The following is a 12539-nucleotide window of genomic DNA, read 5'->3' on the forward strand; positions in this document are numbered from 1 at the left end:
ATGAGCTGCAAGGACCCGCCATGAAAGATGCGCGCTTGCTCTTCATGTGAACTGAGGATGCCAACTTCCCATATCACCCCTTATTGGCGACCGAGGCGAGCGGCGGGCACATTCCATTCTGGAATGCATCACTCGATAGTTTCCTGAAGCACTTCAGGAGCATGTGATAAGGCGCCCTTTCACCAACCTGACGCTCGACGAACGCCGCGTGATTGCAAGGATGCTGCAGGCCAAGGTGCCAAAGACGAAGATTGCGGCGATGCTCGGCCGCGATCGCTCGACCATCACGCGCGAAATCAAACGCAACTGGTGGCATGACAAGGACGTCCCGCAGGCTGATGGCTACTGGCATGTGACGGCTCAGGCCCAGGCCCAGGGCCCAGGCCGACTGCAGGCGATCGCGTCGGCGCAAGCTCGAGCGTCTTCCGGATCTGCGTGCCGAAGTGATCCGTTGCCTTCAGGGAGGCTGGTCTCCCGAACAGATTGCAGGCCGGCTCAGGATTGAACCCGGCGCCCCGCACAGGCTCTGTCATGAGACGATCTACCAGTATGTTTACTCTGCCGAAGGACAGTCAGCGCAGCTGGCGCGCCTCCTGCCCGAGCGGCGTCGAAAGCGGAAGCCACGCTATGCTCGCACACCCCGCAACCGGGTTTTTCCTGCGGAAACAAGCATTCACAACCGGCCGTCCGAGATCAACGATCGCAGCCAGTTTGGTAATTGGGAAGGCGACTTGATGATCTTTGAGCGCGCTCAGGGCGATGCCAATGTGGCCACGCTGGTCGAACGGAAGACCCGCTACACGGTTCTGCTGCGCAACAACGATCGGAAGTCCAGGCCCCTCATGAACCGTCTGATCCAAGAGATGTCACCCCTGCCCGCCGAGGCGCGGCGCTCGATCACCTTTGACCGCGGCCTGGAGTTCGTGGCCTGGCGCGAGTTGGAAACCGGCATGGGCACGAAGGCCTGGTTGTCTAATCGCGCCACCTCGGTCAAGCCCTTCTGCAAAAGCCAGACAGGTCGCGCCTTTCTGGCCCGTTGGGATGTAGGTGCAGAAGGACGGGTCAGCTCAGTTCATCGGCATCCTGGAGGCTGCGTATGTCCGGAGCGTGGTTGTCTCCGCGGTCAGCACAGGGCTGCCGCATTTCGGTCTCCGCAGGTGAAGCCTTCTTATGTTCTGCACGCAGTCCATCGCGGCTGCAGCCAAGTCCTTCAGAATGGCCTGACCCTCGTCCGAGACAGGGACGCCTCCTCGTATCAGGGGTTCTGACACGCTGAGCTTGTTGAGCTGGAAGTCTTATGCCGGGCTTCCAGCCATTGGGTTGAAGCGCTCGCCCGTCTTCAGCATGGTGTGCATGATCACCGCCAACTTGCGTGCCACGGCCACGGCGGCGCGCTTGAAGCCGAGCCTCTGTCGCAGATGAAGGCCCCAGGCCTTGAGCCGGTTTTCACTTTCAGCGCTGGTTCTGGTGAGCAGTGCGGTTGCAGCCTCGTAGAGCAAGCCACGCAGCCGGCGGTCACCTCGGCGGGAGATATGACTGTCATAATCAACCTCACCGGACTGATAGCGGCGGGTGGTCAGGCCAAGCCACGAACCGACAACGCGGGAGTTTCGGAAGTTGTTCGGATGTTCGACCGCGGCAAGGTAGGAGATTGCTGTGATGGCGCCGATGCCGGGTATTGTCATAAGGAGCTTCATGGCTGCGCTTTGCCGTGCCGTGGCAAGCAGGTGCTGACCCAGACGGGCGGCACGTTTGCGCAGTTCGAGCCAGACATCCAGCAGGGGCAAGATGATTTGCGCCAGTGGGCCGTCGTTTGCCACCAGCTCTCGAACATGGAAATCGAAGACGCGCCCGGTGCCCTTCGGAACAATGAGCCCAAAGGTTTTCATGAAGCCGCGGATCTGGTTTGTCAGTTGAGTTGTCATGCCCAGCAACTGAGCACGCGCTGCAATGAGCGTGCGGATCCGCATGGCTCCAAACGATTTGACCCGCACGGCCTTGTAAAAGCCAGCCTCAGCCAACTGCGCCAAACCATCCGCGTCGTTTGCATCGGTCTTGTTGAGGGTCTCGCTGAGTATCTTCTGAGCGTGACGTGCTTCGATGCAGATCGCGGGCAGTCCTTCTTCCGTCAAGGCGTGAAAGAACCAGGTCGCCAGCGGGCCGCTCTCGAAGATGACCTTCTGGGGCTGTGCAGCATGCTTGCGAATGGTCTGGGCAACGGCCTTGGGGTCAGAGGGGCATTTCCCTCGCCAGATCCGCCGCCCGCCCTGGCGGATCGAGATCGTTGTGTCCTTCAGAGAAACATCAAGTCCAACATACTGCTCCATGGTCATTCTCCATCCGATGGCGCGACCAAGCCGTTCATCGGCCCGGCGTCTCCATCGTATCGGGCGGCGGCTCGGTTCCACGACACAGTGCCCGAGAAGCGCGACGCGCGATTAACCCATGTTCTGCGACCCGCAGGCGCCGTGGCAAAAAGGCTCGGTCGAGAACATGAACAGACGATTACGTCGCTACCTGCCCCGGGACACTGCTGTGTTGCAGCTGACGCCTCGTTCGATGAGGATGACATGTCAGCGGCTGAACGCGACGCCCCGAAAGTGCTCGGGCTACCGAACACCGACCGAAGCGTTCCGAGATGAACTGATACGACTGGAGGCACCATGACGAACCCTGCCCCGCAGGACTGGTGCATTCAGAATGGAGCCTGCAGCGGTATTGATGTGGTGGCACTACCGTGTTTACGTGACGCCATTACAGGCTGCGATTTCAGGTAACTGCGACCTCTAGCCGTTGTAAAGACTCCCTCGCCATAAAAGCTGTTGGAAAGGTGACCGAATTTGGACGATTACCGGTTATGATCCAGTCCATCAGCAAGCGCGCCGCCGTTGAGCCGATGCGGCGATGGGGAACGTGAACGGTGCTCAAGGGCGGTGAAACGGCGCGTGCAAGTTCGATATCATCGAATCCGGTCACTGAAAGCTGCGAAGGCACGTCGATGTCCAACTCTCGCGCGGCGCGAAGAACACCTGCGGCGATGACGTCGTTGGCGCAGACAATCGCCGTAGGACGCGGTGTTTTGGTCAAGATTTGGCGGGCCGCTTGCTCTCCATCGTCCAACGTATAGGGAATCTCAATCAGCCAATTATTGGGCAGCACCAGCCCATGCGCCTGCATTGCCGCTGCGACACCGGCGACTCGCGCTTCGGCACGGTCGTTACCGTCTCTGATGCCTGAAATCATCGCTATCTGACGATGCCCCGCCGCAATCACGCGCTCCGCTACGTCACTTGCGGCTGCCTGATTATCAAACCCAATAGTAACATGTGTCGACTGCGCCGGATCCGACCAAAGGATTACGAAAGGTACTCGCCGCGTATCCAGCAGGCGATAGGCAATTTCTGACCGGTAGATGCCGATCAGCGCCAGACCATCGACGCCGCGGGCCAACAAAGACCGCAACTGCGCCTCTTCCCGCTGCGGTGAATAATGCGATGTTGCAACCAGAAGTGTCACGTTGCTTTCCGACAGAGTTTCCTGCAACGCCTGAAGCGCTCGAGCAAAGATCGCGTTTTCCATAGTGGGAATGATCGCGCCAATAGTGTTCGTGCGCTTGGACGCCAAGGCCTGCCCACCGAAATTTGGCGTATAGCCCAACTCAGCTACCGCACGTTCGACTGCAAGGCGCGTTTCTTCGCGCACGCGTCCAGTAGCGTTTAAAGCACGTGAGACCGTTGCAGTGGAGACGCCTGCCAATCGTGCGACATCCTCAATCTTGGGATGTGTTCCATTGCGGTTTCCATTCCTGTCGTTCATCGCCCGCCTCGCCTTTCTTCCGAGGTTAGCAGTGTAAGCGCTTGCACAACAGAATGTAAGCGCTTACATTCGGTTTACGGCGACGATTCGTTTACATGAGGAGGTGTAGCGATGAAATTCTCCGGACTTATCGCATTTGCAGCCTCGGGGCTGCTTGGAGTGCTTTTCCTGATCAATCTAATCGCGGCCCGACGTGGTGCGGGATGGCTTGGCACTGCATCCGAGGCATTGGTCCTGCTGGCTGCGGTTGCCTTGTTTGGCATTGGTACTCTGATCTTGGAGCAACGCAGCAAACGATAAGAACAAACGTTCCAACAGGGGAGAGGTGGAACATTGTCACAGGAAGCAGAACAGATCTGGAAGGCGCATGCATCGCGGCGCAACTTTCTGAAGCTGGCAGGCACGGGCAGCTTTACCGCGGCAGTTGTCGCATCTGCGGGCGGCATCCTATGGTCGAACGCCGCTGCCGCCCAAACTCTTAATGAGGAACGGGAGCGAGAGCGGGCGGCCGAACACATCATGACGCTTGCTACGGCCTATGTGCTCATGGCGGATCGTAGCTACCCGATCATGCAACTCGATCTGAAGGAGAACATTCAGAATGCCAGCGGTGGCAAGATCTATGTCAAGCTTGCTCCCGCGGGCCAGTTGGGGGCAGAGAACGAATTGCTGCTCAAAGTGCAGGGCGGCACTATTCAGGCAGCCCAGCACTCAATCGCCAATTTTGCGCCTTTCGCGCCAGTAGTGGATCTCATCAATCTGCCTTACCTATGCGGATCGAACCAGCGCTTCGTAAACCTGACGCGTTCGGATGTCTGGCGTGACTGGGTTCACCCCCAGGTAGAGGCGAGAGGCTTCAAACCGCTCTTCTATGCCGTTATTGATCCACGGGTGATCGCCATTCGCAAGGGTGGAAGCGGCGCGGTAATGGTGCCGTCCGACCTGCGCGGCATCAAATTCCGGGTCCCAGGATCCGAGATGCTGCAGACCTTCTATCGACTGGTCGGCGCCAACCCGACGCCGGTTGCATGGGGTGAGACGCCATCTGCAATCCAGCAGGGCGTGGCCGATGCCCTAGACCCTGCAGTAGGGGCGCTTTACGTCTTTGGTTTCGCCGACATGTTAAGCCATGTGACCTTTACGCAGGCAGTACCGGATGCGCAGGTCTACTCGTGCAATCTGGAATGGTACCAGGCTCTGCCCCCGGAGATGCAGCAGGCCATCGACTTCGCGGCCGAGATCACCGCGGCGCAGAACCTCGCCAAAGTACCCGCCGCACGTCTCTTTGCGATGGCAGAGCTGCAAAAAACGGGTGTCCAATTTCACACGCTAGACGATGACCAGATGGCGCAATGGATTGATGCGGGTGGCTATCAGCGCAGCGAATGGGATCGCTTCAAGACGCATCTCGCAGGATCCATGACTGATTTTGAGCGCCTTGCCGACGCAGCGGGAACCGAGGCGCGCGCCTACGTTAACGACGCGTAACCGCAAGTCACCGCAATCCAGACCAACCAAGGAAGGGGCCGGCATCTCACCGGCAACGATGAACCATGTGGAAAACCCTGGACCGCAACGCCGAGCACTGGGCCTTGCTGATTTTCTATCTGATGCTGGTTGCGACGATGACGATCGAGGTGATCCGTCGCGAAGTCTTTTCGTATTCGTCGATCTGGGGCGAAGAGGTCGTCCGGTACTGCTTCATCTATCTGTGCTGGATCGGTGCGGCTGCCGCCGTGCGCGAGCGCGCCCATATCCGTATCGACGTTATCCTGAACTATGTATCGCCGCGTGGCAGGACGCTGATCTACATCTTTGGCGACTTGGTAACACTCGGCCTAGCCTGTTTGGCGCTGTGGCTATCGCTGGAGATGATCCACGTGTCTTGGCGCTTTGGCTCGGTGAGCCACGGTCTTCGAGTGTCAATGATCTGGTTCTTCATGGCTGTGCCGGTCGGCTTCTCGCTGATGGTGTTCCGGCTTCTGCAATCCCTTGCCCGCGATCTCGCGGACCTGCGCGCTGGTCGCCCGGTCTACGAGGGCGCCCGCATGTTCGAATGAGGCGAAAATGTTGTGGCAGTATATGGAGCAAGGCGCCGCGGCGCTGGACTGGACTTTTTACCTGCCTGTAGCGATTTTTGCGCTGCTGGTCGCGCTGGCCGTGCCGGTCTGGGTTGCCATTGGTGTTTCGACCGTGCTGCTGCTGGTCTTTTCACAGGCGCTTCCGCTTTCGCTGATCGGCGAGGGGCTGTTTTCGGGCATTGACCACTTTGCTCTGACAGCAATCCCGCTGTTCATCCTGACAGGCGATGTGCTGGTCAGGACGGGCCTCAGCCGCAAATTCCTTGACGTGGCCGAGGCACTGACAAACTGGACACGGGGGGGATTTGGCTCAGCGACCGTGCTCGTTTGTGGGATGTTTGCAGCCATTTCCGGATCGGACGCAGCGGGCGCCGCGGCAGTGGGTCGCATGACCATTGACCGGCTGGTCGAGAGCGGCTATCCGCGCCCTTATGCATGCGCATTGGTGGCTGCAGGGGCCTGTACCGGTATCCTGATCCCACCATCTATCGCCTATATCGTTATCGGACTGGTGCTTGGCATATCGGCCTCTACGCTCTTCAAGGCGGCGCTGATCCCGGGTTTGATCATTCTGTTCTCGATCCTGCTGACGAATACACTCATCAACCGCCGCCACGCATATGAACATGGCAATGCGCTCAGCTTTCATGAATGGCTGGCCAATCTGGGCGCGACAGTGGCGCGAGGCTGGTATGCCTTCATCGTGCCCGGTGTCATCTTCTACGGCATCTTCAGCGGCCAATTGACTCCGACAGAGGCTGGTGCTGTTGCCGTTACTATCACCATCCTGATGGGCTTCGTGCTGGGTACGCTGCGACTGTCGGACTTTCCCTCGATGATGGTCAGTTCGGCGAAGGTGAATGGAGTGATCGTACCGATTATTGCCATGTCGCTTCCTCTTGCACAGGCACTGTCGGCAATGGGTGTCCCGCAGGGCTTTGTCCATTCAATGACCAGCATCAGCAGTGAACCTTGGATCATGATCCTCCTGATGATCGCGATCCTGATCGCAGCGGGCTGTGTAATGGAAACAACGCCCAACATCATGATCCTTGCGCCGCTGCTGAAGCCTTTGGCCGACAACATTGGCATGAACGAGATCCAGTTCTGCATCATGATGATCACCGCCCTCGGGGTCGGCTTCATCACGCCACCACTGGGAATGAACCTGTTTGTGGTTAGCGGCCTCACGGGGGAAGGCGTGCTGCGCATCTCGGCTCGCGCCGTTCCCTTCGTCATCTTCATGCTGCTGGTCACGCTGCTGATCGCCTATGTCCCAGCGATCTCAACCCTGCTGCTTCCCTGAAAACAGAAAGAAGAAAAACCATGTCAGTTACTTATCTGAAAAAAGCAGGCCGCGTATCCACATCCGATGCGAGCGAGACGCAGGCTACTGTCCAGAAAATCCTGTCTGAGATCGAAGCAGGCGGGGAAGCCGCAGCCCGCGCCTATGCCGAGAAATTTGATCGCTACAATGGCAACATCGTGTTGACCCGTGACGAAATCGACGCCGCAAGCGCAGCTCTTTCGCAACGCATCAAAGACGATATCCGCTTCGCCCATGACAACGTCCGCCGCTTTGCCGAGGCTCAGAAACAAACCATCCGCGACTTCCAGACGGAAATACAGCCGGGCCTGGTCCTTGGGCAGAAGGCAATCCCGTGTCAGGCGGCAGGGTGCTATGCCCCAGGCGGGCGTTACAGCCATGTCGCATCGGCCCTGATGACGGTTACAACGGCCAAGGTCGCGGGCTGCGGACATATTGCGGTCTGCTCGCCACCCCGTCCGGACGTGGGGCTGAACCCGGCAATTGTCTACACCGCTGATCTGTGCGGGGCGGATCAGATCCTGGCGCTTGGCGGCGTGCAGGGGATTGCGGCAATGGCATTCGGTCTGTTCGGCCTGCCGCCTGCCGATATCCTTGTCGGTCCTGGGAACCAGTTCGTAGCCGAGGCGAAGCGGCTTCTGTTCGGCCGCGTCGGCATCGATATGTTCGCCGGCCCAACCGACAGCATGGTCCTGGCAGATGCCACCGCTGACCCTGAGATTGTCGCATGGGATCTGGTTGGTCAGGCGGAGCATGGCTATAACTCGCCCGTCTGGCTGGTCACTGACAGTCGCGCGCTTGCCGATGCCGTGATGGCCCGGGTACCGCAGCTGATCGCCACACTGCCGCCAGTAAACGCGAAGAATGCCACCGATGCATGGCGCGATTATGCCGAGGTGATCCTCTGCGAAACGCGCGAGGAAATCGCTGCCACTGCCGACCGTTACGCGCCCGAACACCTAACTGTCCAGGCCGCTGATCTGGATTGGTGGCTGGACCGGCTGGCCTGCTATGGCAGCCTTTTCCTGGGCGAAGAAACGACTGTTGCCTTTGGAGACAAGGCATCAGGGACGAACCACGTCCTGCCGACCTCTGGTGCTGCGCGCTATACTGGCGGGCTGTCGGTACATAAATATATGAAGCTGGTAACGTGGCAGCGTGCCACTCGCGAAGGCGCAAAACCCATCGCCGAGGCAACCGCTCGTATCTCGCGACTGGAGGGTATGGAAGGACATGCTCGCACCGCAGACATTCGCCTCGCCAAGTACTTCCCGAATGAAACCTTCCAGCTTGATGATGAGGCGGTCGCATGACCCCTGATTTCAGCGTCAAGGACCGGATCGCTTGTGTCACTGGCGCAAGTTCCGGACTTGGAAAGGCCATTTCGGAGGCCTTGGTGCAGGGCGGCGCGCGCGTGGTCTGTTTATCACGGCGTAGTCCCGACTGGTGCGACGGCAAGACCGCGGCCGCGATCAGCGCTGATCTGTCCGACACATCTGTCACGCCGGACATTGCGGCGCGGGTGGCGAAGGTATTCGGCCCGCCTGACATCCTGATCAACGCGGCAGGGATCAACATCCGCCAGCACGCAGACGATGTCACGCCGGAGGGTTGGCAGGCAACGCTGGCCCTGAACCTGACGGTGCCGTTTTTCCTTGCGCAAGCGATGGTTCCAGCAATGCGGGATAAAGGCTGGGGACGAATTGTAAACTTTGCCTCGCTGCAAAGTCAGCGTGCCTTTGCTGCGGGCATAGCCTATGGGGCTTCCAAGGGCGGGATCGCACAACTGACCCGCGCGATGGCCGAGGCATGGTCACGGCATGGCATCACGGCAAACGCGCTTGCGCCCGGGTTCTTTCCAACGGAACTGACCAGTCCCGTGTTCAGCAACCCGGAACTGTCGACGCGCAATGCCGCGCAAACCTGTATCGGGCGGAATGGCACGATGGCCGACATTCTCGGCCCCGCGCTTTTCCTGTGCGCGCCTGCCTCGGACTATGTCACCGGACAGGTGCTTTACGTCGATGGGGGGTTCACCGCAAAATGAAGGCACTTGTCTACACGGCAGTCAAACAACTCCACCTGCGCGACGCTCCCGACCCGGTACCAGGCCCTGAAGACGCGCTGATCCGGATCGAGGCAGCGGGCATCTGCGGGTCCGACATGCACGCGTGGGCGGGCCATGACGAGCGCCGCCCCGCACCTTTGATCCTTGGTCATGAAGTCGCAGGAACCGTAATTGCAGGCCCGATGGCGGGGCAGCGCGTGACGATCAACCCTCTGGTCACCTGCGGCACTTGCCGTTTCTGCCGTGCTGGCCGGGACAATCTTTGCACGACACGGCAGATCATCTCGATGCCGCCACGTGAAGGCGGGTTTGCTGAATATCTTGCGATACCAGCGCGGAATCTGGTTGCCATTCCTGATAGCATTTCCTCACAGCAGGCCTCGCTGGCAGAGCCACTGGCATGCGGTTGGCACGCCGTCCGGCTAGGCACCGCCGCGCTAGACCTACCGTTGGACAAGGCGCGCTGTCTGGTCATCGGTGGCGGCGCAATCGGGCTTGGCGCAGCACTGGTCCTGCGCTCCATGGGAGCGGGGAATATCAGCCTGTCCGAGCCCTCCCCCCCTCGACGCGCCATTGCAGCCAAGCAAGATGGGATCGAGACGCTGGATCCGAGCGTCGCCCTACCCAAAGACGTGGATCTGGTCATTGACGGTGTGGGGTACGGTGCCACCCGCAGTGCGGCGAGTGCGGCTTTACGACCAGGGGGCGTGCTTGTCCATATCGGCCTTGGCGATGCGGGGCCGGGACTCGACATCCGCCGTGCGACCCTGCAGGAGTTGAGCTTCATCGGTACTTATACCTATACCGCCGCCGATTTCCGGGAGGCCGCCGCCGCGATGTTCGACGGCAAGCTGGGCGCGCTGGATTGGGCCCAGGCTGTGCCGCTCGCTGATGGAGCAAATGCATTTGCCCGCATCGCTGCTGGGCAGGTCGCCGCTCCTAAGGTCACGCTGATTCCTTAACTCCTTCGGCGTCGCCAACGGCTAGCAAGCAGGCGGCGCCGTCGACTCCCGAACGATAAAACAAAGTCCCCGCGCTGATGACGTAAATGCCTTTGATCGGCCTGAAGTTCAATCAGGAAGCTGTCTGCTCGTCTCCAGAATTCATTGGGGGGCATGTGGATCATCGTTAGGCTAGGCTGCAAATGGCGGCTCCGTTCAAGATCATCGAGGCCTGCAATGGAGAGTTGTTGCGGAACCGCGACCCCTGTCTGATCGCAGCCATCATTACAGCATAGGCGCTGACGGGTCCCCAGCAGAGCGGATTATCGATCTGTAATTCCAAATTGTGCCCCGTCAAAGCGTATGAAGCTTCAATTAGCGCAATTCCGGGCTCCATCTTTGATCTTCGAAATGGCAATGGTAGTGTGGTTGCATGTTATCTCTCCGAAGAGAAGTTTTCTTTCAGATAGGTCAGAATGACCTTTTTGGTTTTGTCGTCGGGCTCAACCATGCCCTGCGCCTCTACCATCCAGGTCCACAGTTCGTCCCAGCGGTGGTCGGTGACGCGCTGCTGCTTGATGATTTCGGTCGAGTGGCATGCAACGCATTGGTAATAGGTATCCTCCGCACCCGGACCATCCGGCAGGCCGCCCAACTCCGCATTGCTTTCAGCATCCGCTCCCTCGTCAGAACGCGCCATCAGGGCAGTCATCGGGTCCAGCGGATTGTTCCCGGCGGGCAGGCCCGCCAAGGCCTTCATCGGATCAGATTCCGGGGCGGCCAAGGCGAGACCGGCGCCAAGTGCCAGGGCTGCGAAGGCACTAGCACAGTTGCGAATGAGAATTCTCATACCCTGCTCCGCCCTCAGACCACCGCGACAAGCGCGATGCGATGCTGGATGTTGTTGGCATACCCACGAGGGTTCCAAACCGGGGACTGCGGTGGCTGGCTAATGCCGTCCTGATCGGTGGCGCGGGCCCAAACCTCGTAATAGCCATGCTGCGGCGGAGTTAGGTTCGCACGCCACCGCTGCCAAGCAAACCTATTCGCTGCGGGCTCAAGCGTAGCTTCTTGCCAAGTCTGGCCGAAGTCAATCGAGACGTGCATTGCACTGACATCGCCCTTGCCGCACCAGGCATGGCCGCGCACCTCGACTTGTTCCCCCGCCTTCACTTCTGTCCCGGTTTGAGGGAATGTAACAATGGATTTGACAGGCATATTGGTCAGGACCACCATATCGCTTTCGGGAACTTCGGTTCCCGGCGCCACGGGATAGGCCGGGATGCGGTAGGAATCTCCGGTCATCTTGGCGCCATCATGTTCCTTGTCGCGGATCCAGATCCTAGTCAGGTATTTCTGCGAGGCTGAGGCCGGATAACCCGGCACGATCACCCGCAGCGGAAACCCATGCAAGGCCGAGAGCGGCTCTCCGTTCATCGCCCAGGCGATGATTGAGTCGCCCTCCATAACCTTCTCGATGGGAGCCCCCCGCGAGATCACTACTTTTTCTTCATCGCCGCTCAGGTGAACATCGTTGCTATAATGGCCGGTATAAACCGCCGTCTTTTTCAAGCCGGCTTCCTTCAGCACATCGGATAGCCGCACGCCGGTCCATTCAGGACAGCCGACCGCGCCCACCGTCCACTGATTGCCCGAAGTTCCAGGTTGGAAATATGCGCGGCCATTACCACCGCATTCAATCACTAGGCGGCGGGTAACGTTTTCGAAGCGCGACTTCAGGTCGTCAATCGTCAGTTCCAGCGGATTCTCGACCTCGCCGTCGATGGTCAGGCTCCAACCCTCGGCATTCTGATCCAAAGCTGTCTGCGGTACCAGACCGTTCATGCGCACGAACAGATACTCATATGGGGTGATATCGTCGTCCAGCAGATGGGCAGGCACCTCGGCATTCAATGGACGATCACCAAGGACGACAAGTCCCGTCTTGCCAGACATCAGATCCATTCCGGTATCCTGAGCAAGGGCCACAGGGATAACGCCTGAGGGCAGGTTGCGCTCGAACGGGATCGTCATTCCCAACATTGCACCCAAGGCCGATAGGCCGGTCGTCCTGAGAAAACGGCGCCGCGCCTCGTCCGGGGTGTCTCCGTCATGTGTTGCTACAGTGTTGCAGGCTTGCTGGGACATTGTCGTTCTCCGTGGTTGCTGTGAGGGCAAGAACCGGTCCTTATGGAAGGGCTTGGATGAAACCTGTTGCGCAGAGGTTTCGCCGATCACTCGATCATCGGCAGCAGCTTGTTGAGGCTGTCCTTGGCATCGCCATAGAACATCCGGGTGTTCTCCTT

General features: G+C 59.3%; 12 protein-coding genes and 2 pseudogenes. 9 read left to right on the plus strand and 5 right to left on the minus strand.

Going from position 1 to position 12539, the window contains the following annotated elements; genetic code table 11:
- Window positions 1-166: 166 nt before the first annotated feature.
- Window positions 167-968: pseudogene (locus OU682_RS24505) on the plus strand (IS30 family transposase); the annotation flags it as partial.
- Between the two features lie 327 nt (window positions 969-1295).
- On the opposite strand, the gene OU682_RS21905 reads toward OU682_RS24505, so the two are convergent.
- Entirely contained in the window at window positions 1296-2327 is a 1032-nt protein-coding gene (locus OU682_RS21905) for an IS110 family RNA-guided transposase (protein ID WP_268944324.1), read from the minus strand.
- Window positions 2328-2442: 115 nt separating this feature from the next.
- Here OU682_RS21905 and OU682_RS21910 point away from each other — a divergent pair.
- A pseudogene (locus OU682_RS21910) lies at window positions 2443-2667 on the plus strand (transposase); the annotation flags it as partial.
- Window positions 2668-2769: 102 nt separating this feature from the next.
- On the opposite strand, the gene OU682_RS21915 reads toward OU682_RS21910, so the two are convergent.
- Window positions 2770-3816, minus strand: a complete 1047-nt coding sequence (locus OU682_RS21915; protein WP_268944325.1) for a LacI family DNA-binding transcriptional regulator — start codon at window positions 3814-3816, stop codon at window positions 2770-2772.
- Window positions 3817-3927: 111 nt separating this feature from the next.
- On the opposite strand from OU682_RS21915, the gene OU682_RS21920 reads away from it, so the two are divergent.
- From OU682_RS21920 to OU682_RS21950, 7 genes are all read left to right on the plus strand, one after another.
- A complete protein-coding gene (locus OU682_RS21920) occupies window positions 3928-4116 on the plus strand; it encodes a hypothetical protein (RefSeq protein ID WP_268944326.1) in 189 nt (62 codons plus the stop codon).
- Between the two features lie 33 nt (window positions 4117-4149).
- Entirely contained in the window at window positions 4150-5304 is a 1155-nt protein-coding gene (locus OU682_RS21925; protein ID WP_268944327.1) for a TRAP transporter substrate-binding protein, read from the plus strand.
- A gap of 65 nt (window positions 5305-5369) precedes the next feature.
- On the plus strand, window positions 5370-5876 hold the full coding sequence (locus tag OU682_RS21930) for a TRAP transporter small permease (protein WP_268944328.1): 507 nt from the start codon (window positions 5370-5372) through the stop codon (window positions 5874-5876).
- Window positions 5877-5883: 7 nt separating this feature from the next.
- Window positions 5884-7203, plus strand: a complete 1320-nt coding sequence (locus OU682_RS21935) for a TRAP transporter large permease (protein ID WP_268944329.1) — start codon at window positions 5884-5886, stop codon at window positions 7201-7203.
- Between the two features lie 20 nt (window positions 7204-7223).
- On the plus strand, window positions 7224-8537 hold the full coding sequence (gene hisD, locus OU682_RS21940) for a histidinol dehydrogenase (protein WP_268944330.1): 1314 nt from the start codon (window positions 7224-7226) through the stop codon (window positions 8535-8537).
- Window positions 8534-9271 carry an SDR family NAD(P)-dependent oxidoreductase gene (locus OU682_RS21945; RefSeq protein ID WP_268944331.1) on the plus strand — a complete coding sequence of 246 codons (738 nt, stop codon included), beginning with the start codon at window positions 8534-8536 and terminating at the stop codon, window positions 9269-9271. The genes hisD and OU682_RS21945 overlap by 4 nt, the downstream gene beginning before the upstream one ends.
- Complete coding sequence (locus OU682_RS21950; RefSeq protein ID WP_268944332.1) at window positions 9268-10254, plus strand: zinc-dependent alcohol dehydrogenase; 987 nt, start codon at window positions 9268-9270, stop codon at window positions 10252-10254. The genes OU682_RS21945 and OU682_RS21950 overlap by 4 nt, the downstream gene beginning before the upstream one ends.
- Here OU682_RS21950 and OU682_RS24425 read toward each other — a convergent pair.
- The 3 genes from OU682_RS24425 to OU682_RS21960 form a co-directional block, all read right to left on the minus strand.
- A complete protein-coding gene (locus OU682_RS24425) occupies window positions 10251-10550 on the minus strand; it encodes a substrate-binding domain-containing protein (protein ID WP_371832298.1) in 300 nt (99 codons plus the stop codon). The genes OU682_RS21950 and OU682_RS24425 overlap by 4 nt on opposite strands.
- A gap of 119 nt (window positions 10551-10669) precedes the next feature.
- Complete coding sequence (locus tag OU682_RS21955; protein WP_268944333.1) at window positions 10670-11083, minus strand: cytochrome C-552; 414 nt, start codon at window positions 11081-11083, stop codon at window positions 10670-10672.
- 14 nt (window positions 11084-11097) lie between these two features.
- A complete protein-coding gene (locus OU682_RS21960) occupies window positions 11098-12267 on the minus strand; it encodes a sulfite oxidase (RefSeq protein ID WP_268944334.1) in 1170 nt (389 codons plus the stop codon).
- Between the last annotated feature and the right edge of the window lie 272 nt (window positions 12268-12539).

It is taken from the genome of Paracoccus benzoatiresistens, from assembly GCF_026913015.1.
In the GTDB taxonomy this organism is placed as follows: domain Bacteria; phylum Pseudomonadota; class Alphaproteobacteria; order Rhodobacterales; family Rhodobacteraceae; genus Paracoccus; species Paracoccus benzoatiresistens.

What these genes read in the sequence shown, in the direction of transcription:
- OU682_RS21905 (WP_268944324.1), bottom strand. Translation starts at nt 2,327, where the DNA reads ATGGAGCAGTATGTTGGACTTGATGTTTCTCTGAAGGACACAACGATC.
- OU682_RS21915 (WP_268944325.1), bottom strand. Translation starts at nt 3,816, where the DNA reads ATGAACGACAGGAATGGAAACCGCAATGGAACACATCCCAAGATTGAG.
- OU682_RS21920 (WP_268944326.1), top strand. Translation starts at nt 3,928, where the DNA reads ATGAAATTCTCCGGACTTATCGCATTTGCAGCCTCGGGGCTGCTTGGA.
- OU682_RS21930 (WP_268944328.1), top strand. Translation starts at nt 5,370, where the DNA reads ATGTGGAAAACCCTGGACCGCAACGCCGAGCACTGGGCCTTGCTGATT.
- OU682_RS21935 (WP_268944329.1), top strand. Translation starts at nt 5,884, where the DNA reads ATGTTGTGGCAGTATATGGAGCAAGGCGCCGCGGCGCTGGACTGGACT.
- hisD (WP_268944330.1), top strand. Translation starts at nt 7,224, where the DNA reads ATGTCAGTTACTTATCTGAAAAAAGCAGGCCGCGTATCCACATCCGAT.
- OU682_RS21945 (WP_268944331.1), top strand. Translation starts at nt 8,534, where the DNA reads ATGACCCCTGATTTCAGCGTCAAGGACCGGATCGCTTGTGTCACTGGC.
- OU682_RS21950 (WP_268944332.1), top strand. Translation starts at nt 9,268, where the DNA reads ATGAAGGCACTTGTCTACACGGCAGTCAAACAACTCCACCTGCGCGAC.
- OU682_RS21955 (WP_268944333.1), bottom strand. Translation starts at nt 11,083, where the DNA reads ATGAGAATTCTCATTCGCAACTGTGCTAGTGCCTTCGCAGCCCTGGCA.
- OU682_RS21960 (WP_268944334.1), bottom strand. Translation starts at nt 12,267, where the DNA reads ATGACGATCCCGTTCGAGCGCAACCTGCCCTCAGGCGTTATCCCTGTG.